The sequence below is a fragment of the Methanoregula sp. UBA64 genome (assembly GCF_002502735.1).
Lineage (GTDB): Archaea > Halobacteriota > Methanomicrobia > Methanomicrobiales > Methanospirillaceae > Methanoregula.
Genome location: NZ_DAQC01000001.1, coordinates 1,131,180 through 1,156,658 on the forward strand (window position 1 = coordinate 1,131,180; position 25,479 = coordinate 1,156,658).

At 57.5% G+C, this 25,479-nt stretch carries 28 protein-coding genes; 9 read left to right on the top strand and 19 right to left on the bottom strand.

The annotated features are described in order from the left end of the window. Nucleotides 1–207: 207 nt before the first annotated feature. On the top strand, nucleotides 208–1,674 hold the full coding sequence (gene glnA / locus BP758_RS05650) for a type I glutamate--ammonia ligase (protein ID WP_292369550.1): 1,467 nt from the start codon (nucleotides 208–210) through the stop codon (nucleotides 1,672–1,674). Between the two features lie 268 nt (nucleotides 1,675–1,942). On the opposite strand, the gene BP758_RS05655 is transcribed toward glnA, so the two are convergent. From BP758_RS05655 to BP758_RS05700, 10 genes are all read right to left on the bottom strand, one after another. After that, nucleotides 1,943–3,064 (bottom strand): endonuclease Q family protein, encoded by a 1,122-nt coding sequence (locus BP758_RS05655; RefSeq protein WP_292369552.1) that lies wholly within the window; start codon nucleotides 3,062–3,064, stop codon nucleotides 1,943–1,945. Nucleotides 3,065–3,147: 83 nt separating this feature from the next. Continuing rightward, on the bottom strand, nucleotides 3,148–3,906 hold the full coding sequence (locus BP758_RS05660) for a proteasome assembly chaperone family protein (protein WP_292369554.1): 759 nt from the start codon (nucleotides 3,904–3,906) through the stop codon (nucleotides 3,148–3,150). Next, nucleotides 3,903–4,067: an RNA-protein complex protein Nop10 gene (locus BP758_RS05665; protein WP_292369556.1), complete on the bottom strand. Its 165-nt coding sequence runs from the start codon at nucleotides 4,065–4,067 to the stop codon at nucleotides 3,903–3,905. Before BP758_RS05665 ends, BP758_RS05660 begins: the two co-directional genes overlap by 4 nt. Then, nucleotides 4,064–4,855 (bottom strand): translation initiation factor IF-2 subunit alpha, encoded by a 792-nt coding sequence (locus BP758_RS05670; protein WP_292369558.1) that lies wholly within the window; start codon nucleotides 4,853–4,855, stop codon nucleotides 4,064–4,066. The genes BP758_RS05665 and BP758_RS05670 overlap by 4 nt, the downstream gene beginning before the upstream one ends. Before the next feature lie 11 nt (nucleotides 4,856–4,866). Further along, nucleotides 4,867–5,055, bottom strand: a complete 189-nt coding sequence (locus tag BP758_RS05675; RefSeq protein ID WP_292369560.1) for a 30S ribosomal protein S27e — start codon at nucleotides 5,053–5,055, stop codon at nucleotides 4,867–4,869. 5 nt (nucleotides 5,056–5,060) lie between these two features. After that, nucleotides 5,061–5,339 carry a 50S ribosomal protein L44e gene (locus BP758_RS05680; protein WP_292369561.1) on the bottom strand — a complete coding sequence of 93 codons (279 nt, stop codon included), beginning with the start codon at nucleotides 5,337–5,339 and terminating at the stop codon, nucleotides 5,061–5,063. A 238-nt stretch (nucleotides 5,340–5,577) separates the two neighbouring features. Continuing rightward, entirely contained in the window at nucleotides 5,578–6,315 is a 738-nt protein-coding gene (locus BP758_RS05685) for a hypothetical protein (RefSeq protein WP_292369563.1), read from the bottom strand. Between the two features lie 33 nt (nucleotides 6,316–6,348). After that, nucleotides 6,349–7,479, bottom strand: coding sequence for a DNA primase catalytic subunit PriS (priS, locus tag BP758_RS05690; RefSeq protein WP_292369564.1), 1,131 nt, complete (start codon nucleotides 7,477–7,479; stop codon nucleotides 6,349–6,351). Next, nucleotides 7,476–9,056 (bottom strand): tRNA uridine(34) 5-carboxymethylaminomethyl modification radical SAM/GNAT enzyme Elp3, encoded by a 1,581-nt coding sequence (locus tag BP758_RS05695; RefSeq protein ID WP_292369566.1) that lies wholly within the window; start codon nucleotides 9,054–9,056, stop codon nucleotides 7,476–7,478. Before BP758_RS05695 ends, priS begins: the two co-directional genes overlap by 4 nt. A gap of 5 nt (nucleotides 9,057–9,061) precedes the next feature. Then, complete coding sequence (locus BP758_RS05700) at nucleotides 9,062–9,340, bottom strand: UPF0058 family protein (RefSeq protein WP_292369568.1); 279 nt, start codon at nucleotides 9,338–9,340, stop codon at nucleotides 9,062–9,064. A 92-nt stretch (nucleotides 9,341–9,432) separates the two neighbouring features. On the opposite strand from BP758_RS05700, the gene BP758_RS05705 reads away from it, so the two are divergent. Continuing rightward, nucleotides 9,433–10,296, top strand: a complete 864-nt coding sequence (locus BP758_RS05705) for an ADP-ribosylglycohydrolase family protein (RefSeq protein WP_292369570.1) — start codon at nucleotides 9,433–9,435, stop codon at nucleotides 10,294–10,296. A 399-nt stretch (nucleotides 10,297–10,695) separates the two neighbouring features. On the opposite strand, the gene BP758_RS05710 is transcribed toward BP758_RS05705, so the two are convergent. Next, nucleotides 10,696–11,142 carry a UPF0179 family protein gene (locus BP758_RS05710; RefSeq protein ID WP_292369572.1) on the bottom strand — a complete coding sequence of 149 codons (447 nt, stop codon included), beginning with the start codon at nucleotides 11,140–11,142 and terminating at the stop codon, nucleotides 10,696–10,698. 33 nt (nucleotides 11,143–11,175) lie between these two features. Continuing rightward, on the bottom strand, nucleotides 11,176–12,255 hold the full coding sequence (locus tag BP758_RS05715; RefSeq protein ID WP_292369573.1) for an NAD(P)-dependent glycerol-1-phosphate dehydrogenase: 1,080 nt from the start codon (nucleotides 12,253–12,255) through the stop codon (nucleotides 11,176–11,178). Nucleotides 12,256–12,266: 11 nt separating this feature from the next. On the opposite strand from BP758_RS05715, the gene BP758_RS05720 reads away from it, so the two are divergent. From BP758_RS05720 to BP758_RS05735, 4 genes are all read left to right on the top strand, one after another. Next, complete coding sequence (locus BP758_RS05720) at nucleotides 12,267–13,133, top strand: DUF63 family protein (RefSeq protein ID WP_292369575.1); 867 nt, start codon at nucleotides 12,267–12,269, stop codon at nucleotides 13,131–13,133. Next, complete coding sequence (locus BP758_RS05725; RefSeq protein WP_292369577.1) at nucleotides 13,126–13,719, top strand: stage II sporulation protein M; 594 nt, start codon at nucleotides 13,126–13,128, stop codon at nucleotides 13,717–13,719. Before BP758_RS05720 ends, BP758_RS05725 begins: the two co-directional genes overlap by 8 nt. 15 nt (nucleotides 13,720–13,734) lie before the next feature. Beyond that, nucleotides 13,735–15,171, top strand: a complete 1,437-nt coding sequence (proS, locus tag BP758_RS05730; protein ID WP_292369579.1) for a proline--tRNA ligase — start codon at nucleotides 13,735–13,737, stop codon at nucleotides 15,169–15,171. A gap of 220 nt (nucleotides 15,172–15,391) precedes the next feature. Continuing rightward, complete coding sequence (locus tag BP758_RS05735; protein ID WP_292369581.1) at nucleotides 15,392–16,351, top strand: hypothetical protein; 960 nt, start codon at nucleotides 15,392–15,394, stop codon at nucleotides 16,349–16,351. Nucleotides 16,352–16,468: 117 nt separating this feature from the next. Here BP758_RS05735 and BP758_RS05740 read toward each other — a convergent pair whose 3' ends face one another. From BP758_RS05740 to BP758_RS05750, 3 genes are all read right to left on the bottom strand, one after another. Beyond that, nucleotides 16,469–16,924 carry a hypothetical protein gene (locus BP758_RS05740; protein ID WP_292369582.1) on the bottom strand — a complete coding sequence of 152 codons (456 nt, stop codon included), beginning with the start codon at nucleotides 16,922–16,924 and terminating at the stop codon, nucleotides 16,469–16,471. Nucleotides 16,925–17,115: 191 nt separating this feature from the next. Further along, complete coding sequence (locus tag BP758_RS05745) at nucleotides 17,116–17,424, bottom strand: hypothetical protein (protein ID WP_292369584.1); 309 nt, start codon at nucleotides 17,422–17,424, stop codon at nucleotides 17,116–17,118. Between the two features lie 5 nt (nucleotides 17,425–17,429). Then, nucleotides 17,430–18,323, bottom strand: coding sequence for an Mrp/NBP35 family ATP-binding protein (locus BP758_RS05750; protein ID WP_292369586.1), 894 nt, complete (start codon nucleotides 18,321–18,323; stop codon nucleotides 17,430–17,432). 232 nt (nucleotides 18,324–18,555) lie between these two features. Between BP758_RS05750 and BP758_RS05755 the strand changes: the two genes are divergently transcribed. Both BP758_RS05755 and BP758_RS05760 read left to right on the top strand, forming a co-directional pair. Beyond that, on the top strand, nucleotides 18,556–19,014 hold the full coding sequence (locus BP758_RS05755) for a YbhB/YbcL family Raf kinase inhibitor-like protein (RefSeq protein ID WP_292369588.1): 459 nt from the start codon (nucleotides 18,556–18,558) through the stop codon (nucleotides 19,012–19,014). A gap of 189 nt (nucleotides 19,015–19,203) precedes the next feature. Further along, entirely contained in the window at nucleotides 19,204–20,358 is a 1,155-nt protein-coding gene (locus BP758_RS05760) for a deoxyguanosinetriphosphate triphosphohydrolase family protein (RefSeq protein ID WP_292369590.1), read from the top strand. A 5-nt stretch (nucleotides 20,359–20,363) separates the two neighbouring features. Here the strand turns inward: BP758_RS05760 and BP758_RS05765 are convergent, their stop codons facing one another. The 3 genes from BP758_RS05765 to BP758_RS05775 form a co-directional block, all read right to left on the bottom strand. Then, the gene (locus BP758_RS05765) at nucleotides 20,364–20,555 is read right to left on the bottom strand and encodes a hypothetical protein (RefSeq protein WP_292369591.1); all 192 of its coding nucleotides are present in this window, start codon (nucleotides 20,553–20,555) and stop codon (nucleotides 20,364–20,366) included. Between the two features lie 14 nt (nucleotides 20,556–20,569). Beyond that, nucleotides 20,570–22,684: a protein kinase domain-containing protein gene (locus tag BP758_RS05770; protein ID WP_292369593.1), complete on the bottom strand. Its 2,115-nt coding sequence runs from the start codon at nucleotides 22,682–22,684 to the stop codon at nucleotides 20,570–20,572. Between the two features lie 96 nt (nucleotides 22,685–22,780). Then, nucleotides 22,781–23,566 carry an FHA domain-containing protein gene (locus BP758_RS05775; protein ID WP_292369595.1) on the bottom strand — a complete coding sequence of 262 codons (786 nt, stop codon included), beginning with the start codon at nucleotides 23,564–23,566 and terminating at the stop codon, nucleotides 22,781–22,783. 233 nt (nucleotides 23,567–23,799) lie between these two features. Between BP758_RS05775 and BP758_RS05780 the strand changes: the two genes are divergently transcribed. Next, nucleotides 23,800–24,036 (top strand): hypothetical protein, encoded by a 237-nt coding sequence (locus tag BP758_RS05780; protein ID WP_292369597.1) that lies wholly within the window; start codon nucleotides 23,800–23,802, stop codon nucleotides 24,034–24,036. 305 nt (nucleotides 24,037–24,341) lie between these two features. On the opposite strand, the gene BP758_RS05785 is transcribed toward BP758_RS05780, so the two are convergent. Next, the gene (locus BP758_RS05785; RefSeq protein WP_292369599.1) at nucleotides 24,342–25,271 is read right to left on the bottom strand and encodes a hypothetical protein; all 930 of its coding nucleotides are present in this window, start codon (nucleotides 25,269–25,271) and stop codon (nucleotides 24,342–24,344) included. Nucleotides 25,272–25,479 lie beyond the last annotated feature (208 nt).

Below are 25,479 nucleotides of genomic sequence, written 5' to 3' on the forward strand. Positions count from 1 at the left end.
CGGTTTCATTAATCTTTACGGCTTGTTCTCGGATTGTCGGGTAACGGCCGGGTAAGTTCACCCGGCATGTTTGGAATCTTTTAAATACAATCGCTAGGAAATCTACTTCCTGCTACTCTAAAGGCATCAGGTACGGCACACACGGGTACACACCGTCCCTCCTCTCGCGTACATACCAGCCTGACGGGTACAATACAAGGTGACCAGATGGCACAAAAGACCACGATACCAAAGGTGACAAAGGACCAGATCAGCCCGATTGGTTCTCTTATAAAAAAGAAGGATCTCTCGATTGTTGATTTCAAATTCAACGACCTGCCGGGACTCTGGCAGCATTTCTCTATCCCGGCAAAAGAACTCGCAAAGGAAACCGACCCCAGCTCCGGCATCTGGGCAGAAGGGATCGGCTTTGACGGTTCGTCCATCCGGGGGTTCCAGAAGATCCAGGAGTCCGACATGGTCCTGTACCTGGACCCGTCGACGGCAGTTGTCGACCCGGTCTGCGAAGTCCCCACGCTCTCCATCGTCTGTAACGTCTTTGACCCGATCAACAAGGTAGCCTACAGCCGCGACCCGCGATACATTGCCCAGAAGGCAGAGGCATACCTCAAGTCCTCCGGCATTGGCGACGAGAGTTTCTGGGGACCGGAATACGAGTTCTTCCTCTTTAACGATGTGAGATACTCCCAGACCGTCAACGAAGGATTCTACTCGGTCGATTCCACCGAGGGTATCTGGAACTCCGGCCGCGACGAGGACCCGAATCTCGGCTACAAGATCCGGCACAAGGAAGGATACTTCCCGGTCCCGCCGCACGACTCGCTCCAGGATGTAAGAAGCCACATCATCAACAAGATGATCGATACGGGCATCCCGGTAGAAGTCCACCACCACGAAGTGGCAACAGCAGGACAAAACGAGATCGATATCCGGTACAACTCGCTTGTCAGGCAGGCCGACAACTGCCTGATGTACAAATACATCGTCAAGAACGTTGCCCTCCAGTTCGGCATGGTTGCAACGTTCATGCCAAAGCCGCTCTTTGGCGACAATGGCTCCGGCATGCACACCCACCAGTCCATCTGGAAGGGCGGCAAAAACCTGTTCTTCGATCCGAAAGGCTACGGTATGATCAGCCAGACCGCAAAGTACTACATCGGCGGTCTCTTAACGCATGCAAATGCGCTCATGGCCTTCTGCGCCCCGTCAACCAACTCGTATAAGCGTCTCGTGCCCGGCTACGAAGCACCGGTCAACCTCGTGTACTCGCTCCGGAACCGCTCGGCGGCAGTCAGGATCCCGATGTACTCCGAGAACCCCAAGTCGAAGCGGATCGAATTCCGTCCGCCCGACCCGACCTGCAACCCGTACCTTTCGTTCTCGGCCCTCCTGATGGCCGGTATCGACGGTATCAAGAAGAAGATCGACCCGGGCAAGCCCTTCGAAGGAAACACCTACGAGCTCGACGGCAAGGCGGCAAAGAAGCTCCCGACCGTTCCCGGCTCGCTCGAACAGTCCATCGATGCACTCGAAAGCGACCACAAGTTCCTGCTCGAAGGCGGCGTCTTCACACCGGATGTCATCGAGGCATGGATCGAGCTCAAGCGTGCAGAGATCGACGCAGTCCGGCTCCGCCCCCACCCGTGGGAGTTCCAGCTCTACTTCGACGTATAATTCAAACTACCCTTTTTTTCGTAACCTTCTCACGGGCAGGAAAATTCCGGGACACTGCTTCGGCGGGATTTTTTAAAAAATAGGTATCCTGCATTCCTTTGGCAATGTTCTTACGGACTCCCCCTAGCGAGACGGGTATGGCCGTGCCACCCGTCGAGCGCGAGGGGGCAGGGGGGCGAGTGCTCGCTATCGGTAAAAGTGGCAAGAAGCACGGTCTCAATACGTTGTTTTCTTTACGATGAATGTACTGGTGTATCCTGCCCAGACCTCACACCAGCGAGAACGTCCCATACTTCCCGCCGCCGCCCGGGTGCAGCACGACCCGGTTCTCCCGCAGTGCGGATACCGCCTCTGCCACCTTCGGGTGGATGGCTCGGATCTCGGCAAGCGGGACATCCGTGATAACCGCGATCTCGTTCCCGAACGCGGTGATAAACGCATCGTAAATCCCCCGACATTTCTTGGTGTTCGGCGACGATGCGCCTTCAACCGTCTGGATGATCTGGGCCAGCGGCAGCACGTGGAGATACGGCGGCCGGGGCCGGGCGGTCCCGCCTTTTGCGAGTTCCTTTGCCCGGTCAAAGACGCCTTTTTTGATCTGCCCGCCATCCGCAGGACACCGCCAGTGATGCCCGATCGCTTCTTCAAGAGAATATTGCGTGTAGCAGCGGGTGCATGCCGTCCGGTTGTACTTTCCCTCTTCCGGGAAGAACCCGGCATTTAATGCAACCTGTCCGGACCGGATCGCGGCAAGCACGCCCTTGGGAGTATTTGCGCGGAGGGTAAACCGGGTAAACTCCCGCCCGAGCTTGTCCGGCGTCGGGCTGTGGGCATCGGAGTTGGTGAGAAACGGGAGATCGTAGAGATCCGGGATGGCGGCTCCGTACGAGCTGTCCGCAGAGAGGCCGAGCTCCACAAAATCCACCGGTTCGCTCCCGTAGCAGGCGGAGATGCTGTCGAAATAGGCATACATTGCCGTCCACGGGGTAAAGGCATGGGCCGGCCCGACAAGGGCACCCACCTCGTGGGCCCGCCGGGCAATCTCCTCCCCACTGAGGTACACATGGGGCCGGCCGCTCGTTACAAAACTCTTTGCTGTTCCTGCCAGCAGCTCGCGGAGCTGGTCGAACTGGGCGGGATCCTCGGCAAGGACAACATGGTGAACCCGGCTCTTGTCCTCGATCTCTGCCTGCGGGACGATGGTGATGCCAGCATCGTTCTCAAAAAACGATTTCCATCCGGCGAGCCAGTCCGGCTGGAGTGCATCGCCGGTGCCAAGCACCTGGATCCCCTTGGTGACACAGCCCCGGATTAGCGCCTCCGGCTGCATAAACCGGGAGACGGCAATGGAATACGGCGAATGGATGTGCAGGTCGGCATTGGCAAGCATGGCTGTCTTTTCAGTTTGGACACTGCACGATAAAAAAGCCGTTGACCCGTGCCGGGCACATGCGGGAGTTTTAAAAAAAAGGTTCAGCCGATATAGCTGAGCTCTTCATCCTGCTGGAGCTTCTCGTTCTCCAGCAGGCCCTGGACCACTTTTTCCATCTCGGCGGCCCGGTCGTTGAGCTGGGTCGGGTCGATCGGCACGGCAATGATCTTCGAGAGCACCGCAAGCACGCCAGCGGCGCTCATCGGGTCGACGATATACCCGCTCGTCTCGCCCATCAGGCAGACCCCGTCGATCCCCCGCATCCCGCTCATGCCAAGGATCAGACCTGCCGCCCCGATGATCCCGCCGCCCGGTTCGTCGCGCTCGAACGTAACGCCGGCAGCCTCGATCTCGGGCTTGAGCTCTGCACGGTTTGCCGCACCGAGCACCCGGGGCGCATTGACCAGGTGGCCGACCCCGAACCCGCCGAGCGTATAGATCCTTTTTACGCCGAGCTCTGTCGCAACGTCCAGGTAGGCATCGGCCATGAGGTAGTGGCCCTCGTTTGAGGTGCTCTGGAAATCGCCCACGAGAAAGACGATATCGTGCGGCTCTGCCCGGTACAGGTAGATCTCGTTTCTCGGGAGCCGGGCGATACCGTTCTCATCGAGGATCACCTGCGGGGGCAGGTAGATCGCATGGATATCGCCGATCTTTTGTGCCCCGAGCATGTGGATCATGTACTCGGCCACGAGTTTTCCCACCTGGCCAATCCCGGGCAGACCTTCGATGAGCACGGGATCGTTAAGATGGTGATCCGCAAACGAGTCCTCGTACCGGATGCTGATATCGTCAATCATGGAGAGGTTCCCCTTTTAGCCATCCGCCGGTACCTGCCGTACCGGTCTTCCACGGAGAACCGGGCCGGGTGGGCCGGTACAGTAGCCGCTCCGCAGGTCGGACAGGACAGCAAAAGAGTATAGGTATGGTCTTTTGGGCAGTAACGGATTCTGCCGCTCATTGACTTTTCCCGGACTTGGGCTTTTTGATCAGTTTGCCCTCGCCGCCGGCCTTTTCAAGGACCGCAATGGCAGCATGGGCAGCCTTTTCAAGGGCCTTTTCCGCTTTCTTGTAATCGGGTGCAGTTACCTTGACCCGGTAATGGGGGGCGCCGAGATATAAGATCTCGATCTCGGCACCGGCGCTCTTTGAATCGTGGGCTTTTTTGAGCGCGGATTTGATGACCGAGACCCCGTCAGGCTGTGCCGACATCATTTCGAGCTGCCCGGTCACTTCCACCTTCGGGATCTTGAGATTTTCATGGGCAATATGCACCAGTGCTTCGCCGGCATTCTTTGAAAGTCCCAGCTTTTTGACCGTGGCCTCACTCTCAAGGACCAGATCCTCAAAGACCGGGTAGAATTCGCCGTACTTGTCGTAGATTACCTGCTCGATCGCAGCGGCAGGTTCCCCGGCTTTCTCCGCAGCAAACCCGATCCACTTCTTTGCCTTGGACTCGTTTTTCCATTCCCGGATCTTTTCGCGGCGCTGGTGCTCGTTAACGTCTTTTAACGAAAGATCGATGTGCCCCCGGTCCCGGTCCACATTGAGGACCTTGCAGACGATCTTCTGGCCCTCGCGGATGTGGTCCCGGATATACTTGATCCAGCCGGTTGCAATTTCGGAGATGGGAATGAGCCCCTGCCTGCCGTTGTATTCGTCAAGGGAGACGAACGCTACGAAATCCTTGACCGTTTCAACGGTGCAGACGACCAGTTCCGATTCTTGGGGCCATTCTCTGTCCGGCATGTCAGCGGCGCTCACTTGAACTCAGAGACGACTTCTGCCTTTAAGGTCGCCTTTCCGCCGGTTGGCGTTGCAAGATCCTTTCCGCAGACAACACACTTGACGGTTGTGCTGGCCTTGGAGAAGATCGTCTGTTCATTGTCGCAGTCCGGGCACTTGACCTTTACAAAGCTGCTCCGGTTTTCACGTGCTTCGCGTACCATTCAACTCACTCCGTCAACTCGAACTTGGCAACCCGGTATCCCTTGCGGAGATGTGCCTTTCCACAGGTTGTGCAACGGTACCTGACGTTGATCTTCTTTGTCGGTTTGTCGCCACCGGGGACTTTTGAGAACTTGCCCATGTTGCCTACTTTACCCCTGCGTGCTTTCTGGCGGTCGATCCAGTGAAGGCCGGTTGTCTTGCTCTTCTTGACCTTCTCCACTTCGTGGATCTGGTGACTCCTGCAGAATGGGCAGTAGGTTTTGAATTTTGCTGGCATCTTCATGATGATTTCACCGAAATACAAATCCGATAATCGAATCCCAGTATTATTTACTAAGGTTCATATTTAAGATATGGGTGCAGCCGGCATCCGGTCCGGACCCCGGCACCCGTATCGTCTCGTTTTTGTGCAATTCTCTCGTGGCGAAGAGTGTAAAGTTTTGGCGTCGGAATCTTAAATAGATTCGGATATACCGCCTTAATTAAAAAACAGGTGCGCCCGGTGCAGGTGCTCGTTTAGGCTACTTGCAGGTCGGGAGCGTGATGGCCGTAACAATCCCCCGGTCGCTTAATACCGCTGCGTTCCGCTCCGGGAGGGTTACGATATCGCCTTTCGCGAGCGCATAGTTCCGCCCGTCGATCCCCATGAAGGTGTCCATGTCCGCACGGACCCTGACGAGCAGGTAATGCGGGGTGAGGGGCGGTTCTTCGGGAGCCGCTGCGGCCACAGCGGGTGCAGGCTCTCCCGCCTCCCCGGCCTCTCCCGATGCCGTCTCGTACGCCGCCTCCCAGTCATCCTCGCTTGCATCGGTTGGGGCAGCGGGAGTAGCAGAGGCCAAAGAAGCCGGCGCTGCAACCGGTGCCGGTACAGGGACGAGCGGTTGCTTCTCGTTTTTCAGGAGCGTCCCCTGGCAGGCCAGAAGGCCGGCTGCGACCTGCTCGAACATGCTCTTCTCGGCCGGAAGCATCCGTTTGACCTCTTCACGGTCATAGTAATTGCCCTCGGCGTGCATGAGGGCGAGGGCAAGGATCTTGCGCGAGCGGATAGAGAAGAGATCGTGCAGGGTCTCTTTCATCGCGATCGTCTCCTCAATGAGCGCCCGGGCCTCGTCCGAGAGCGGGTCCTCGATCGCGTACACCTTCTTTAAGAGTTCCGCGATCTCGCCGTGCGTCCGGTCGAAGAGATCCGGGGATACCTGGAGAAGTTTCCCGGTTTCGCGCTCGGAGAGCAGGATGCTGCGCAGATCGTCAAACCCCATATAAAATGCCCCTTTTTTTCTTGAAACGGAAGGTTATGCAATTTCTGCTATGCCGCGGCAGCAGAGGAAGACCGCCACCGCTTCAGGTACTGTAGTGATCCCCTTTTGGATCTGATAAGTGCTTCCCAGCATCGGCATGGCAAGCGGGAACCGGGCGTCGACTTTTACCTCCCGCTCGGAAAAGACCACGGCATCGGTGAGGGGGTCAAAGCCGGCAAGGTCGCGGAGTTCGAGCTGCTGGACCTGCATCCCGCTCCCGCCGTGGAGGGAGGTCGGCATCCGGATCAGGCGTTTTATATCGGTCGTGACCGGCTCATCGGCAAGCGCTGCCGTGTCGTTGAGGCGTTTTTTGAACTCGCCCTCCTGCTCCTGGAGCGCTGCCCGGATCACCCGGTCCTTGAAGATCGTGGGATCGATCTTTGGTTTTGCAACCTCCGCCTCCATTTCGCTGCAACGTTTCAAAAAACCGGCTGCGGAGTCCTTTCCCACGCCTTCAAGCCCGGTCAGGTACTTCATTGCATCCTCTTCGGAGAGACTCGCGATCCATGCAAGGTACGCACCGAGCGCCTGCCGGAACCGGGCCGGCCACCCGGGCCCGGACGGGTTTGCGCCAAGCAGGATGGCCGGGTCAAGGCCGATCCCGCAGATGTAATCCACCAGTTCCCGCCGTTCCGCGCTCCCCCACCCGCGAAACGCAAGGTCGCGGATATGGACATGGTAGCCCCGGCCTCCTGAAAAGACGAGCTCGATCTGCTTTTTGTCGACCCCGAGTTCGCCGGTCAGCATGTCGAGGAGTTTCTCCGTCTCGGCCTTTACTCTCGCGAGCATCTGGTCGTAGGGACCTTTCACGATATGGTCAGCGTCGAGGTCGAAGATCAGGTCGGCCCCGCACCATCCCTTCTCCGCCATGGTCGGTGCATCCGGCTTCTCGTAATAGGCGGTCGAGTAATAGATATGCGAGGGAACGAGGTTCCGGATATAGTCCGCCATCTCCCCCCGGCCGGGAAACGCGGTGTGCCGGCGCATCCGCATCTCGGTTGCCCCCGGGTTAAAGAGGACAAAGCCCCACTCGCGCTGTTCGAGCGAGGACGGCGCAACAAGCACCGCCTTTTTGTAATACTCGGCAAAGCGCTGCCGCACGAATTCCGTGGTGGCCGGGTTCATGGCATCTCTTTTACCATGTAGGGCCCTTTTCGTTCATATCCCTGTCTCCGGTAATAGGGCCGCACCCCGATCCCGCTCATGATCGCAACGCGCCGGTACCCTGCCGCTTGTGCAATCTCCTCGGCCCGGGCAAGCAGCATCCGGCCGAAACTCCGGTGCTGCCACTCCTCGATCTCCGCGGCATCGCTCCCGACCGGGACCAGGCTGCCGTACACATGGAGCTCGCGGACGAGCGCTGCCTCGTGGAGCTCGGGCCGGAACTCGGAGGACGGGAACCGGAGCCGGGCAAACCCGATGAGCGAGTCCCCGGATACGGCGGATATGAAGTGCTCCTTCCCACCGCAGCACTCGTACGTTGTCACCCGGATCTCGGCCTTCTCGTCCGAGGGCAGGCGCCCGATCTCGCGGCAGCGGATGCAGTGGCAGCGCCGGCCCTGTGCGGTAAGCCGGTTCTGGGCCAGCTGCCGGAAGTTCGAGTGCCGGGACCCGGCCACGATCAGCTTTGCCGGGATATCACGCTGCACCCGGGAGAGACGGGTGTACTCGGGGATAAGGGACTTTGCATAGGCAATGAGATCGATGAGCTCGTTCTCCTCGTACGGGGCATAGCGTTTGAGCTCCCAGAGTTCCTCGATCTCGGAGCCGGGGGTGACGAGCGTCGGGTAGATCTTCAAAAAATCCGGCTTGAACCGGGGATCCGAGAAGATGGTTTCGAACATCTCCTTGTCCTTTGCAATCGTCGAGTGGGGGAGGTTGGGCATCATATGGAACCCGACCTTGATCCCGGCGTCCCGCAAAAGCCGGTTTGCCTCCGCGGTATCCGCTACCGTGCAGCCCCGGCGGTTAAAAGCAAGAATTTCATCGTCCGTGTGCTGGACGCCGAGCTCCACCTTGGTCACCCCAAGGTCGAGCATCCGGTCGATATGCTCTCTTTTGCACCAGTCGGGCCGGGTCTCAAACGTGATCGCAATACACCTGACATCTGCGGTCTCGTTTGCCGCCTCGACGTCGGCAACGGAGGGCGCGGTCGCAGCGGGTGAATCTGCCGGATAGGTATTCATCGCCTCGATGCACCGGGCAACAAACTCGTGCTGGTACATGATGGGCCGGGCGGTCATGGTCCCGCCCATAACGATCAGTTCCACCTTTTCCACCCGGTGGCCCAGCGTCTCGAACTGGCTGAGCCGGGCATGGACCTGCGCGAACGGGTCGTAGTTGTGCTCCCGCGCCCGTTTCGCGGCCGGCTCTTCACCCGTATAACTCTGCGGTGACCCGAACGGGTGGGCCGGCCCGCCCGGGCAGGGAAGGCACTTGCCGTGCGGACAGGGATACGGCGAGGTCATCACGGCGACAGGCGCAACGCCCGAAAGGGTGCGGGTAGGCTTGACGAGAAGGATCCTGCGGAGAACTTCCCGCTCTTCGGGCAGGGCGGCTGCTAAAATCGCCGAGTTCTTCGGGACCGATAAAAGACGGTACTTCCGGCAGACCTCGATCTTGGCACCTACGATACCGCTGTCCCCGGGGGAGAGCGAGAGGATGCGGGAGATGATCTCCCGCAATGCCGGCACCTCATCCATAAAAATTAGTGTTCGACTGCGACCTGCTGTGTGGGGGCTGTTGCAGTCTCAGGAGAATAGTTCACCACATGCACCGGGTGGTGTCCTTCTATATGGGAAACGATCTCTTCGCCCAGTGTGAGAAGAGCATCCTTGTGGGCTTTCTTGTCCTTGTGAATGTGAACGGGAGATATTGCAAGTGCATCGTATCGTTCGGTATCGATCTCCTCGTTAGTCGTACTCTCGTAATACTTCCTGATGTGTACCATCAGCATATGCAGATGAAGCAACTCTTCCTTTTGCACACTATCGCCTTCTCTCTGAAAAAATACTTTTTCTGTGCGACAGATATACCTTACTGGTGAGATTTATAAGAAACATCCTTCACCCGAGGGGTATGCTTGCGGGACTCGCAATTGGGGACGCGTTGGGTGCGCCCTTGGAGGGATCTGCCCGATATGAAGCGTGGCTGACAAACATGCGGCCCGGAGGGCGCCATTCCCGGAATACCGGACAGTATACGGACGATACGCTCCAGGCCCTTGCGGTCGCGGAATCGCTCCTTGCCTGCAAGGGATTTGACGGATCCGACCTTATTCTGCGGCTGCTTGAGGGATACCATGCACGGCCGGAATGGTACGGCCCGACATCCTCCGCATTCTTCGATCTGGTGGCCCGCGGCACCCTACCGCAGCAGGCCGCATGGCTCGTGCATAAGAAGAACGGGGGGAGCCGGAGCAACGGCAGCGTGATGCGGGGGTTCCCGCTCGGGATCTTTTACCCGGCCGACCGGGTGTATGAGGTCAGTATTGCCTGTTCCCGGCTCACGCACTACGATCCGGTTGCCGCTGCCTGTTCCGCGTGGCTCACCGGGATGGCCGCCGATCTCTGCCGGGGCGCATCGCGGAAACAGGCGTTTGTCCGGGCCCGGGCCCGGTGCCGGGATCCCGAGGTCCTCGACCGGCTTGGGAGTTACGGGAGGTATGCACCGGACCCGTCGCTCGATGCCGTGCTCTGTTCCCATGCAGCGCTCTCCTGTTTCATGAACGCAGCGACCTTCGAGAATGCCGTGCTCGCGGCCGTGAATCTCGGCGGCGATGCAGATACCGTGGGGGCCTGCTGCGGGGCGCTAGCCGGGGCATACTGGGGCCTTCCCGCAATTCCGGAGCGGTGGAGCCGGGTGCTCGAAGGATACGACCGCGTGGTCCGGGTGGCCGGGGATCTGTGGGAGGCCCGGGCGGACCGGGCACCGGTAGCATAAATACCAAAAATCTGCTAATTCTGCATCCGACCCCCTGCAGGGCTTTCCCTTCGGGAGGGTCCATGACCCCCTGCCTAAAACACCGGATCGTTCCTGTTTTTACATCGGCAGATGTTCAGATCGAAAGAGCGCCGGCCCTGCAAAATGACCGGTCATGCGTGATCTTTTCAGCACTAATTTTGTATCCGACCCCCTGCATGGGATCTGGAAAAAGGGGATAAAAACCAGCAATTCTCCGGTGAAGATTTTGCCTGAGTTCAGGAAAAACAGGTGCAGGGGGTCGGATGCATATTTAGGATTCGTGCCTGAGGGTACCGGCATCTGCTTTTTTTGGCAACCGTAACCGGTCCTGGCCCGCAGGGAACGCCCGCGATAAAAAAACGAAAAACAAAAAGAGTATTACGCCGGCCGGACTTCGACCAGTTTTAGGGCCCGGCCCTTGCTGCAGATCTCGGATGCGTTCCCGAGCACGTCCCCGACCACGTACTTCTCGCCCTCGACAACGCCGTCGGGCCGGCAGAGGGGATAACTCCGGCAGTCCGTCTTGTTGCACGAGAACTCGATCTTGATCTTCGAATTGACAATCGCCTTGTCGGCGCTGATGAGCATGGAGACCGGCGCTTCGGTCACCTCGACCGCGGTCGCCCCGTTGTAATGGACCGGGCATTCGTGGTGGGTGCTTCTTACCGAGACTACCCGGTAGCGGTGCCCCCGGTTAAGGTTGTGGCAGGCCTTTTTTACCTTGCAGGTCCCGCACTCGGAGGATTCCCCTTCGTAGATGAACTCGGTGCCGGGCTTTGCAAGAACGGTCCCGACGAGCGTCACTTTTGTTTTTATTTCTGCCATACCAAATCCCCTCCACTTCATAACCAGTCCGGCTCACTCGGAATAGAGCATCGAAACAAGGCGTTCTGCCGATTCCTTCGTGATGCCCGTATCAAAGATCGTGAAGCGCTCCGGACGGATAGTCTTTGCCATCAGGAGCGCTTCGACCGCGACCGTGTCGCTTATCCCGAGATCGGCCGGGGTTGTCGGGGCTCCGATGGTCTTGAGCGAGGCACGGATCCCCCGCCAGTCGCCGCCGTGCAGGTACATCGAGATGATGGTGCCGATCCCGCAGCTCTCGCCGTGCAGGGCTTTTCCCGGGGCGATCCTGTCAAGCGCATGGGAGAACTTGTGCTCCCCCCCGCTCGCCGGGCGGGACGAGCCGGCGATACTCATCGCGACCCCGCTCGACACGAGGGCCTTTGTCACGAACCATGCCGACTGCTCCTGGTGCGGCTTGATGAGGTCGGCGTTCTTTACCAGGATCTCGGCGGTCATCTTCGAGAGCGCAATGGCGTACTCGCTCATCGGCTCGCCCTTGATCCGGTGGGCGAGCTCCCAGTCGAGGATCGCGGTATAATTGGAGATCACGTCCGCACACCCGGCCGCGAGGAGCCGGTGGGGGGCGGCTGCAATGATACCGGTATCGGCGATGATCGCAAGCGGCGGGTGGGCTTCTAAAGAGACATTGCCCTCGCTTGTCGGGACCGAGGCCCGGGCCGAGGCGATCCCGTCGTGGGATGCTGCGGTCGGGACTGATACGAACTGCCGGTCGAGGTTATAGGAGACGATCTTTGCGGTATCGATCACCCGGCCGCCCCCGACGCCGACCACGAAATCAACGCCCTGTGCTGCCTGCTCGGCCTCTTTGATGATAGCCGGGCTGATCTCCTCGGAAATGAATACCTGCACTGTACCTGAGCGGGAAAGGTACTCCTGCACGGTCTTTCCCGCCCGGTCCATTGTGCTCTTCCCGGAGATCAGAAGCGATGATGTGCCCAGTTTTAAGTCTTCACAGACCGGGACGATCTGGCCCAGCACATCGTGGCCTATTACCACATCCCGGGGTAACTGCATCCACTTGGACTTGTCAAAGACCTTCTCTTTGAGTACTTTTATTGCATCTGGGCTCATCCGGATTATGAATGATTAGTGATTTCCTATACAAATATTACATCGATCCCGTCAAGTACGGCGAGCCCTATAATATTGTCGAGACGCTCACCTACGCAATCATTCTTATTATCGGCGTGTATTTGTTGTATCGCTGGTTCTCAAATTCAACGTGGTTGGCCGAACGGGGCATAAAACTCGATGCCGCGTTTATCCTCGCCACCCTTCCCTATGTGGTCCTGGGGGGAGTGTTACGAGTCGTGCAGGATGCCGGGATGGTCACCGGCGACTGGCAGTACCTGATCGTCACCCCGCCGATCTACTTCCTGCTCTTCTTCTTTGTCCTTGCCATGATCTTTGTCGGCGGGACGCTCAGGAAAAACGGCATGATCCAGAACTTTTTGTCGTTCTATGCGCTTGCCGGCTGCATGGCAGTTCTCGTGGTCTCGCTCATCCTCCTCTCCTGGGGGATGGTGCACAGCCATGTCGACCTCTTCATCCTTGCGATCATCCCGCTCATGGCCCTCGTTACCGGCGGACTGGTCTGGGCCTGTATGCGCTACGTCCTGAAATGGGAGTACGTGAACGACCCGCTCTACATAGCGCTGATCTTCGGGCAGATGCTCGATGCAAGCGCCACGAGTTACGGCCTCACCTTCCACCCGGCGGTACACTATATCGAGCAGCACGTGGTCGGCTCCAATCTCATCGAGATGACCGGGACAGCCTTTGTGATGTTCCCCTTAAAACTCGTGGTGCTCTTCCCGGCGATCTATATTATGCAGTTATACCGGAAAGAGGCAAACCAGGCGTTCTGGCACCTCGTGCTCCTCGCAATGATCGTGGTCGGGCTCGCACCGGGTATCCGGGACATGGTCCGGATGGTCCTCTATGTCTGATCCCAGCGAGGCACCGACCCTCCCGTCATTTCCTTTTAAAAATGCCCTTGTGGTTACGGCCCTCATTTTTATCGTGGCAATACTTGCCGGCTGGGTGGGGACGGCCCATACGCCGGCTATCGGCGAGCAGCTCATGGCGCTTTTCCAGAAAGAGGTAGCCGGCCAGATCACGATGGGGGATCCCGCCGACATGTGCGCGAAGCTCCTTGCAAACAACCTCGAAGCCTGCATCATGCTCTTTCTGGGCGGGGCATCGTTTGGGATCCTCACCCTCTTTATCCTGGGCGTGAACGGGATCGTGATAGGTTCGGTTACCGAGATCGTCAGCCAGGGCCATTCGGCGGCATTCATTGCCGCAGCCCTGCTGCCCCACGGGATCTTCGAGATCCCGGCGTTCATCATTGCCGGGGCGCTCGGGGTCTGTATGGCGCAGTCGCTTATTGCTGAATGGTACGGTGCGGGCGATACGGGCGAAGATGCCAAACGATATGCCCGGCTCTTCCTCCTGTACGTGCTCCCGCTGATTTGCGTCGCCGCCTTTGTCGAGGCTTTTATTACGCCGGCAGTCATACAATTGGTAGCTTAATACCCGAGGCTGTACATGGAGGAGGACACAGGCGCCCTGCCCAAGAAGCAGGAATTTTCCGAATGGTATAACGAACTTCTGTGGCGTGCGGAGATCATGGATGTCCGCTACCCGGTAAAAGGGCTCTATGTCTGGTTCCCGTACGGGTTTGCGATCCGCCGGTTCGTGTACGACCGCCTGCGGCTGCTGCTCGACCGCGACCATAAGGAGGCCCTCTTCCCGCTGCTCATCCCCGAGCAGGAGTTCATGAAAGAGGCCGAGCACATCAAGGGTTTCGAGGAGGAGGTCTACTGGGTGACCCATGGGGGCACGACACCCCTTGACGTGAAGCTCGCACTGCGGCCCACGAGCGAGACGGCGATCTACCCGATGTTTGCGCTCTGGGTCCGCTCCCATGCCGATCTTCCGTTAAAGATCTACCAGATCGTCAACACTTTCCGGTACGAGACCAAGCAGACCCGACCGATGATCCGGGCCCGCGAGATCACCTCGTTCATGGAGTCCCACACGGTTCACGCTACCTGGGACGATGCACAAGCGCAGGTGGAGTCCGAGATCGCGCTCTCACTGGAGTTCTATAACAGTCTCTGCATCCCGATCATTATCTCGAAGCGCCCCGACTGGGACAAGTTCCCGGGCGCCGACTACACAATCGCGATCGATACGATCATGCCAAACGGCAGGACCCTCCAGATCGGGACCGTGCACCATCTCGGCGACCACTTCTCGAAGACCTTTTCGATCCAGTATGAAGATAAAGACGGAAACCAGCAGATCGCCTACCAGACTTGCTATGGGATTTCGGAGCGCTCAATTGCAGCGCTCATCTCCGTCCACGGGGACGACAAGGGCCTGATCCTTCCCCCGGCGGTCGCCACGCTCCAGGCGGTGATCGTCCCGATTACCATCGGGAAACGCCGCGACGATGTACTGGCAGCCGCGGAAAAACTCAAAAAAGATCTCGAAGCTGCGGGATTCCGGGTGAACCTCGATGCCCGGGACATGCGGCCCGGTGCAAAGTATTACTGGTGGGAACTCCGGGGAGTACCCCTCCGGCTCGAACTGGGGCCAAGAGACCTCGATGCCGGTACAGCGCTCGCGGTCAAGAGAACGGGAGAGAAAACCACCATATGCCTCGCAAATGCGGCCGAAGATACCACCCGGGTCCTTGCCGAGGTTGCCGATGCACTCCGGGCAAAGGCGGAAGACGGTATGAAAACGCACCTGTGCAGTGTTGCCTCGATGGAGCAGCTCAACGGGGCGCTCAACGATGGAAAGGTTGCGGTTGTCCACTGGTGCCAGGACCGGGCCTGCGGGGATAAGATCGAGGAGCAGGCGAACTCGAGCATCCTCGGGACGAACGTGCGTTCACCCTATGTCAGCGAGAGCGACGGCCCGTGCATCATCTGCGGGAAGCCGGGCAAGGCAACGCTCGTTGGCCGGACATACTGACGGGCCCGCCGGAAAACCGTTTCGAGTGGCCAAATCCCCCTTTTTTCCTGCCGATTCCTGTAAACCCCCCCATTAAGAGGCGATGGGCAGGTGTTTTGGATACCGTGTACGTTTCCGGACCCGGGCCAGCGTTACAGTTATGAGTGAATACTACTCCCTATTAACTTAAGAGCGCAAAAACAGAGGTACTATTCAGTATCCTATCCCCGAAGCGATGTCTATGAAACTTCCTGCCTTCATTCTCCTTGCCATTCTTCTCGCAGCCTGCGTAAGCCTGCCGGCTTCTGCCGGCATTACTGCGGCAACCAGCGGGCCGCAGACTATCGTGAAGGCCGATACCGTCACCATCAGCGGGACGGGCGCAGAGAACGGGACGATGGCACTCTGGATCGTTGGCAGGAATTATTTTAACCTCCTCACCGCCACGCCCGATAAACAGGGCAATTATGTTTTCACGGTAAAACCCGAAGAGACCAGCCGGTTCTCCAGCGGCGAGTACGCGCTCATCATCCAGGACCCGGGGGCGGACAAGGCACTGGGGATCGCGCCCCTGCTCTGGAGCGACGGGATCCGCATCGCCGACCAGGGGAAAGTGATCGCAAATATCGGCGATAAATCATCATTCAGGGCGGATGTAACCCCGGTTGCCGCCACCATCCTCAACAGTTCTTCCCTCTCGGGTACCGACGATATTTTTACTCCCCGGTACTTCTATGTGGAAGAGCCTTCCGTGAGGTTTACCCGGGCCGGCGATAACGCAAAACTGCCGGACCAGGCCACCGGTGAAGCCATTCTTATTACCGGCACTACCAATATGGGAGCAGAAAACGTTCTCACGGTAGAGATCCGGAACGCAACGGACCGGTCGCTCGTTACTTCACGGAGCATCCCGGTCGTGAAAGGCACCAATACCAACCAGTGGACCTATTCGCTTGACGCACCCGGCATGCCGGCCGGAGAATATGTCGTAACGGTAGGACAGCAGAAATATTCCACGATAGGGAGATCGTCCGCCCTGCTTTCCATTCTCGAATACCGGCTTGCCGGAACTCCTGATGTTCCCCTCCTGCCGGCGATACCGGCAACCGGGGATCTCTACAGTCTTATCCTTCCCCTCATCATCAGCTTCGCGGCACTGGTGATTATCGGGATTATCATGATCGTATCCCTGCGAAAATAAGAGGCAGGATACAATCGGAGACTCTTTTTATTCCATTCCGTGGGATTATGGAGTGCCAGGAAAGAAAAAATCCGGTCTGGATCCTGAATTTAAGATAAAATAAAAAGGAAAAAAGATTCAGCACCGGTCGCAGAGGTACTGGATCTGGACCGCTGTGTGACGCATATCGCCGCAGATCTGCTTCTTCCCGCCGAAGACAAAATGGCGGTGGCATTTGGCGCAGCGCTTGGGCCGGATCCGGTCCAGCACTCCCATCGGCATTTCAAGGGAAAACTCGGTCTTGGTCCATTCCTCGGCAGGTTTGTCCGCATTCTGCTCGTAGCTTGTGACAAACTCCATGATCTGGGAGGGCGGGACACCGAGATCGACGAATTTTTTGAACACGAAATAATTGAAGATCAGCCACGAGAGGTCGGACCGGTCGAGGATCCCCTCGTACTCGCCCACCTCTTCGTCAAACTCCTCAAGCGAGCACCCGCACAGCGGGCATTTCCCGCCGACAAGCTCGTCAAGGAAGACCTCTTCCTGACAGCCGGGGCAGGTTGTGTGCGGTGCGTGCATCCGTGATGACATGGGTATCTCCGTATTCGGGTTTATCGGGTATTTTTTTTGCTGCATATGGTGCAGGACCGTCAGTAAATGACGGTAATTTTTCTCATCTGCTCTGGATTATCTATGAGCCGGGTGGGCAGATATAGGTATCATCCGTGCATACCATGCCCGATAATACGTTTGTGGTTTAGGGGTATTCCCGGTGCCGGTTTTCAGCTGGCTTCGGGCTCGGGGGGCTCCATGACGAGCGTGCCGAAGATCACTTTCTCCAGTACCTGGGCTACGTACCGGATATGCATTGCCTTTTCCATGTCCTCGTTCCGGTGGACATCGGCATAGAGCTGGAGCCGCAGGAGGGCGAACCGGAACCGGTCAAGAGTCTCGTCGTCCAGTTTCATGGCATCCCGGTAGATCGGTTCGAGGAGGTCGGGGAATGCCTGCGGCTGTTCGAGGCAGGCGATCACCGGTTCATAGAGGGGAAGGGGTTCGGATTTCCCGCACAGGATCCGCTGGTAGTCCATGTCGCCTAGCCCTCAACAACCTTGACAAGGGATTCCATAACCTTGTCGACGCTCGCCCAGGTAGGGCTGTCCCCGCGCCGGATGATAAAGGGCCGTCCCTCGTCGCCGGCTTTACGCATCTCTATATCGATCGGGATGGCACCAAGGAAGGGGACCGAGAACTCCTCGGCGATCTTCTTGCCGCCGCCCTTGCCGAAGAGATCGATCTCTTCACCGCAGTGGGGGCAGATCATACCGCTCATGTTCTCGATGATACCGATCACCGGCAGTCCCAGTTTCTCGACGAACTTGATCGCTTTTTTCGAATCGAGGGTGGCGACATCCTGCGGCGTGGTAACGATCACGGCGCCCCGGACATTGGGGGCGAGCTGGGCGATCGTGAGGGCTTCGTCACCGGTTCCCGGCGGAAGATCCACGACAAGATAATCGAGGGAACCCCATTCGACATCGGTAAGGAACTGGTTGATCGCCGCCATCTTCATGGGCCCGCGCCAGATGATCGGGGTGCTCGTATCCGGGAGTAAAAATGCCATGGAGATGACCGCAAGGGATCCCGTGACCTTGACCGGGACAATCTTGTTTCCCATCGTCGCGAGTTTCTGGTCCTCTAACCCGAGCATTTTCGGGATATTGGGACCGTGCATGTCGAGGTCAAGCAGGCCGACATTGTACCCGTGGCTCGAAAGCGCATAGGCAAGGTTGACCGAGACCGTGGACTTGCCGACACCGCCCTTGCCCGAGAGGACAAGGATGACGTGTTTTACATCGATTGCTGCTTTCGGAGGAAGGCCCGGTTTTGCATCGGAACAGTTCCCGGCCGATGCGCAGCCGGAACATTCGTGAGAGCAGGATTCCTTGGTGGGTGTTTGCGGGATTTTTCCTTCAGGTTTCTTTGCCATGGTAGTACCTCCTGGATCTTTTTTTACCCGATTGTGCGGTAATCTTTGGGTCTTAGTAGGTTTTTCCTGCGAGACAATAAAGATGTGGAGATGGCGGCACACGATGACCGGGGGACTGGTTCCCCGGGTCGAAAGGTCATGTCTGGAAGAATTGGCCGTTCTCCGGCCCGGCCTCGTATACACAACCGCAAGGAGGCAGGTATTTTTATCCGCAAAAACCCAGATCCATCCGATGAAACCGCTCGTAGTCTCCTTAGGTTTCCTGGAATTTCCCCTGGATTATACCGCTGACGGGGGCAACCGCTCGCCCCGGATCACCTTAAAGGATCTGGAGGCCGGTGCCGTGTCTGTTGCGATCATGGTGTTTAACCCGTTTATCAAGTCCTGCTGTTCGTTTACCCCGTGGATCATCTGGAACCTGCCTCCGGCGCCGGTGATCCCGGAGGGTATCCCGAAGGATGGCAGGGTCACCCTGCCGATATCCGCAGTCCAGGGCATCACGGACTATGGGATCACCGGGTACACCGGCCCGCAACCGCCTCCCGGAGAGACGCATCGTTACCAGTTCAGGGTTTACGTTCTCGATATCCTGCTCGATCTTCCCCCGGGATCCGACAAGCACAGCCTGGTGGCGGCAATGGATGGCCACATGATCCAGTACGGCGAGACCGTCGCGATCTGTACCCGCTGATTCTTTCCCGATACACGCTGGCATACCACGGTTTTGCGAGGGGCATTGCACCGGTCGGGTTCCCGGCAATGATCGTGCCGGCGGCTGGTTTTTTCCCCGGCCCTCCGGTATCGCGGCAGCATTAAAGCCATCGTGCTCGTACTAAAGAGGTGAGATATGGATACGGTCAGGAACCCCGCAGGTACTCACTTGCCACGCGAAGATCGGATACACCGGTATACAGAGGAGCGCGAGGCACTCTTCTCCCCCCATGCAACCCGGAGCACCCGGGCAGTGCGCAGGAAAAACCGGAAGCCGGAAGATATCCGTACACCCTTTTCCCGGGACGCGGACCGCATCATCCATACCCGGGCCTACTCCCGCTATATCGACAAGACCCAGGTATTTTACCTGGTGGAAAACGATCACATTACCCACCGGGTGATCCATGTCCAGCTGGTCTCGAAGATCGCCCGCACCATCGGGCGCTCGCTCCGGCTCAACGAAGACCTCATCGAGGCGATAGCGCTTGGCCACGATATCGGCCATATCCCGTACGGCCATTTTGGGGAGAGCTGCCTCTCCACCTTATGCGAAGAGCACGGGATCGGGAAGTTTACCCACAATGTCCAGAGCATCCGGTTTCTGGACCGGATCGAGGACCAGGACCTGACCATGCAGGTTCTGGACGGGATCCTCTGCCATAACGGCGAGAGCGACGATGTCAGGATCTCCCCGGTTCCCTGTCCGGACTGGGCAGCCTTCGACCAAAAAGTTGCCGGATATGCCGCAAAATGCCGTATGGATCCGCCGATGACGCTCGAAGGCTGCGTGGTGAAATTTGCCGATACCATCGCCTATATCGGCCGCGATCTCCAGGATGCAGAAGAGGTCGGCCTGATCGCCGGTCCTGACGAGATCCCGGAAGAATGCCGGGAGATCCTCGGGTCGGACAACCGTGTCATCGTCGACACCCTCATCCACAATCTTATCGATCATTCGGATTCCGAAAACAAGGCATATATCTCATACAGCCGGGATGTCGAACGGGCGCTCGTAGCACTCCGGGCATTTTCCCGAAAGCAGATCTATAATAACCCGAAACTTACCGCCGAACGGGAAAAGATCCAGGGGATGTACCGGACGCTCTTTTGCCGGTACCTCGACGATATCGAAGCTGATCGCCGTACCTCCCGGATATTCCCCGAGTTTATCGAATCGCCGTGGGTCAACCGGGAGTATGTAACATCGACCGCACCGGCCGGCCTTGTCCGGGACTATATCGCCGGGATGACCGACCGCTACTTCCTCAGGCGTTTCGAGGAGTGCGTGCTGCCCCACAAAACCGAAGGCTCGTTCCGGTGAAGGGATCAGTCGTACTTTCCCTTTGGCCGTTCCCACCCGGTAAAACCGCAGTAGATACAGCCATCGCCGCCACAGGCCGGGCAGTACTTCTTTGGCGCCCGTACAAGAACCGTACCGGTTTTGTTGCAATAGGTGCAGCCTGCCCCCTCGCAGTGCCTGCATTGCGCCGGTTCCCAGGATATGGTTTCGTCAGTCATTATTCCATCCCCGGTTAATCGTCCTCGTCAAGATACCGGGACAATGCATCCAGTAACTCGTCTGCGGTCTGGTACCGGTCTGCGGGGTTCTTTGCAAGGCATTTGAGGATAATCTTCTCGACCGCCTCAGCCTCGGGATTGTACTCGGTGGGCGGGATCGGTTCTTCCCGCACGATGGCATTCCCCACCTCGACAATACTTTCGCCGCCGAACGGTATCGACCCGGTCACCAGTTCGTAAAAGAGTGCCCCCAGTTGGTAGATGTCCGTCCGCACATCCGTCCTCCCGAATTCCGCAGGCGAGACCTGCTCGGGGGCCGCATAGGAGAGGGAAAACCCGGCAACGCTTGACTTCGCCATGGTGGTTGCGATGACCTTGCTCATCCCCCAGTCGGTGATCTTGGGGACAAATTCCCCGGTCATGAGGATATTGTGGGGCTTGATGTCCCGGTGGATGATCCCGTGGGCATGGGCGTAGGTAAGACCGTCGGCAATCCCGTGAACGATATGTACTGCTTTCCAGACCGGGAGGGGTTTTGTCACTTCCTCAAGCGACCCCGGTACATATTCCATCTCGACATAGGGGATGGGGAGGATGTTTACCTCGAGCACTTCTACGATATTGGGGTGACGGAGCGTCTGCCACGCAGCGATCTCGTTTAAGAAACATTTTCCGGTCACCTCATCGAAACTGATGGGGAGCTTGACGGCAACCAGGCGGTTGTCCGATTTGCGGTGGGCGGCAAAGACATTCGCCACGCCGCCGCGCCCGATATGCCGGATATCCATGTATTTTCCCTCCAGTTCGGGGGGGAAATAGGCCTTGGATGCTGCCGAAGGGGAACTGTTCTCTTCGGCAGGGAGGCTTTCGGTCTCCGGGACAAGGACGGTCTGTTCGGCCTCGTTTTCCCGCGGAATGACGGGCATTACCGGCTCTGCGGCAGGCCCGGTGTCTTTTTTCAGGTCAACGGGGCGTTCAACGCTCTTCTCTGTCGGGGGTTTTTTAAGGGAAAACCGGGGCCGGCGTTTATTCGGTGACGATAAAACCAGGAAAGCCACGACTCCGATAACCGCGAGGACCGCAAGGATGGCAAAAGCATACCAGACACGGTTTTCACCCTGTTCGGGCGCAGCGGCCACCGGGCCGGCTGTCTGGGCAGGGGAGGCAGTCACAGGGGGAGTACCATGCTGGGAGAGTATTGTCACGGTCCGGGCAGGAGCCGGGGTTGTTACGGAGGGAATTACAGAGGAAGGAGTGACCTGCGTATAATATTCGGCCGGATCCATGAGCGGGAAGGCATCCGCTTCGTTCTTTGCCCCGCCCGCACCATGCGTCATCCCCTGGCCGACCGTATACTGCGTATCGCCGATCCCGTCAGAATTCTGATCGGCGCCATGGTAGTCGCTCCAGTAATTCCCCATCCGGCTTACCGATGTCTTTCCCAGGTAGACATAGGACTGGCCCGATACCGTATCCCAGATGGCCCCGGACCCCTTGGATATCACGTTCTCCGTATTGGAAAAGGTATTGAGGACAATGGTATTTCCCCCGGAGCGTTCATCGACGGAGATCCCGACCGCATTCTTCATCACCCGGTTTTTTGTGATCACGTTTCCCTGCGCATTTTTCAGCGATATCCCGGCCTGGCGGCTGTCGGAGATTGAATTCCCCAAAACCTGGTTGTTTGCGGCCGATACGAGCTCGACACCGATGGCATTTCCCACGAGGGTATTTTCCGCAACCGTATTCCCGTTCGATGCAATACGGATCCCACCGGCCTCGCTGTTCCTGACAGAAAAACCCCGAACGGTACAACCGTCTGCGGCGATCTCGATCGCAGCTCCCCTGCTACCCGGATCGATCACCGGTACTCCGGCACCGGTATCGACACCGACAAGGGTAATTTTTTTGGTAATCTTTACCGTCTCAGGGTAGGTGCCGCTCCAGACCGTGACCGTATCGAGCGGGGACGCCCAGCTTACCGCATCCTGGATACTGGTAAAACTCGCTCCCGATGGGGCGACCGTATATTCTGCCCCCTGTACAGGAGCCCCGGCAAGAAAGAGCAACAGCAGCAGGGTACAACAGAACAGCTGAAACGGGCGGCCAAAAAAACAACGGGTAATCATGGGGCAGGTTCCGGTATTCAGGATCACGGGGCATTATCCTATTTATATCTGTATAATGGAACGGGTTATACTCCCCCTTACCAAAAGAGGAGTTCTTCAGTGGCCCGGGGGAATGATCAGCAGCAGCCGGGCGCTCCCGGCCCCTTTTGCAAGTTCCAGAAGATCGCCGTCGTGGACGGGTGTCGGCACATTCTTTTCCACCCGTGCGTTATTGAGGACCGTTCCACCGGTACTACCGCAGTCTTCATAGATCCATCCCCCTTTTTTGAGGATAAATTTTCCGTGGGGCCGGCTGATCCGGGTTACGGCCGTATACGAAGCAGACAACTCGACATCGGAGTCCCCGGTTGCATCGGCAGGCCGTTCAGGATCGATCCTCCCGACCCGGAGGCTGTCGGTCCTGAAAAGGTAAATCTTCCCGTCGTCACGACCGCCAAGGACAATAGCCGCAGGAACGTTCCCGAGCACTTCCTGCGAAAGGGTGTTTTTGACCTCTGCGAGCCGCCGGGAGATCTCCCCTCCGATGATCTGGACCCGGGTGTTGGAGAATAACCCGAGATTGCGGATAATGGATTCAAGTCCGCCCGGCACAAGGGAATACTGCCAGACCGGGTGGATGCCTTTTGAGGTGGGGGATCCAAGTCCCGCCTCTTTTTTTATCACCCCGATACTCATGAGCTTGTCGAGATGTTTCTTGGTGTTTTCATAGCTCGTCTCGATCTCGTTTGCGATCGCCCGGGCATCGCGGGGCTTTTTCTCTAAGAACTTGACAATCCTGAGCCGTGCGCTGCTGGAGAGTACATCCAGATATTCCGAGAGCTCGTCGAACGATTCCGCAGTATCCTCAACAACGATCGTAGGAGACTTGTCTGCCGGGTCCATAGGCATTCAGTACTGTTTAGTCGTTGTGTCTTACTATAACCCTATCCACGCATGTTCCGCAGGGGTACGGGATACAACCCGTCCGGGAATGGATGTAACCGGGGGGTTCAATATACCAACCTGCATCATCGGCCCAATATATGTGCTCCTGCATAAAACATAGCAATCAGGTGATACCCACAAAGCGGCGTGTCACCGACCCACAAAAAAGAACAAAAACCGGAGATGCACGCATGGATACCGGAAAGATCATGATGGGAACCGCACTGCTCCTGATTACGATCGGCCTTCTGGCACATCCTGCGGGCGCTGCAGATACCGGTACCGTGATACCGGGTATACCGGCAACAGGTACCGCAGATGCTACAACCCTTCACGGGCACTGCCTTTTGGGCAGTCTCCCGTCCACCGGTTCCTCCGGCATTGCCACGCACCCGTACGAACGATTGAACCGGTCTCCTGTACCCTGACCCGTACCGTAATCTGCATCATTGGATGGTGAGCACAAGATCGAAAACGGTGCAGGAGATCTTTACCAGCCACATCCCCGCTTAAAAAAAGCAGGGAAAATACCTCGCGCATAAAAAAACAATCCCAGTCCTCCAGGCTTCATACCGGCACATCGTGCCCCATACATTCACTTTTTTTTTAAAAGAGAGCAAAAAAAATCCCCGTACATTGTTACCAGAATATACCCGCAGGAACACGAGCCGGGTATCCCTGGCAAACCATGATCGAGATTAAAAAAAAAGAGCTGAATAAAAAAAAGGGAAGATTACTGCTTCTTATGTTCCTGCCGGAAAACCATGAGTGCGCCGATAATTCCCACTCCCGCAATTGCTGCAATGCCAAAACCCGGGGATTTTTTTGCCGGGGTAGGAATGGAGGTCAGCGGGATAATGGTAGTAGGTTTTGTGGTCGGCTTCAGGGAAAAGGTCGGCTGTGTCGTGGGCGGTGAGGTAACCGGGGTCGTAGTCACGGATGCCGAAGTCGTTGTGGCAAGCTGGATATTGTCGATCCAGCCGGTGGCAAACTTATTGGTCGAACCGTCGCCGTAATCCCCGACAGAACCAATATAGATCCGGTTCATGTTTTTCAGGGGTTCTTTCGTGGAGAGGAAATAACTCCAGAGCTGTGTTCCGGTAAGCTTGTTCGTTACGGTCATGGTCAGTATTTCAGCATCGTCGTCATACGCTACCCGAACGTGGTACGGTGTGTTGACAGCGTATTTAACCGTCGGCCCGCCGTACGAAGACGTATCGCTGGTTGTTTCCATGAGCTTCGCGCTCGGGGTGATGAGCCGGAGGGTCATGATCTGCCCGTATTTTGCATTGCTAAACGCGGTAATCACATTCGGGCCTTTTCCAACATCCATCTCGGTTCCCGAAAAGCCCAGGCGGAAGGTCGAACCTTCATCCACCGATTCCAGCGTGACATCGTAATCGAGGGTAAACGATCCCTTCTCATAATCGATAGCTGGGGAATAGGCATAATTCCCGGTCCCGGGTGCGATGCTGAAATGGTACATCTCTTTTGACGAATCCCAGTAATCGACAGACGGGTTGTTCGTTGTCCAGCGGGGATTTGTCGCAAAGTTGGTCTGGTACAGGGTTTTCTGGGCGCTGGTGTCGGCCAGGACCGGGCTGACCGTGAGGAACACCAGCAGCGTAAGAATCGATACGATGATGATTTTTGCAGCGTTCATAAAAGACTCTCCATTCGTTCCGTACAGGGATACTTTGTGATCTCACCCTGATGTTTATCGTCAGGTACTGCCCTGTCCTGATGATATATACATATATATGCGGCACCGTCGTTTTTATAAATATCCTTGCCCCGGCAAAAGCCTGCCCGGCATACTTTGACCCGGGGCCTGCCGAGCACTATATTTATCACCGAAATAGGGCAATATC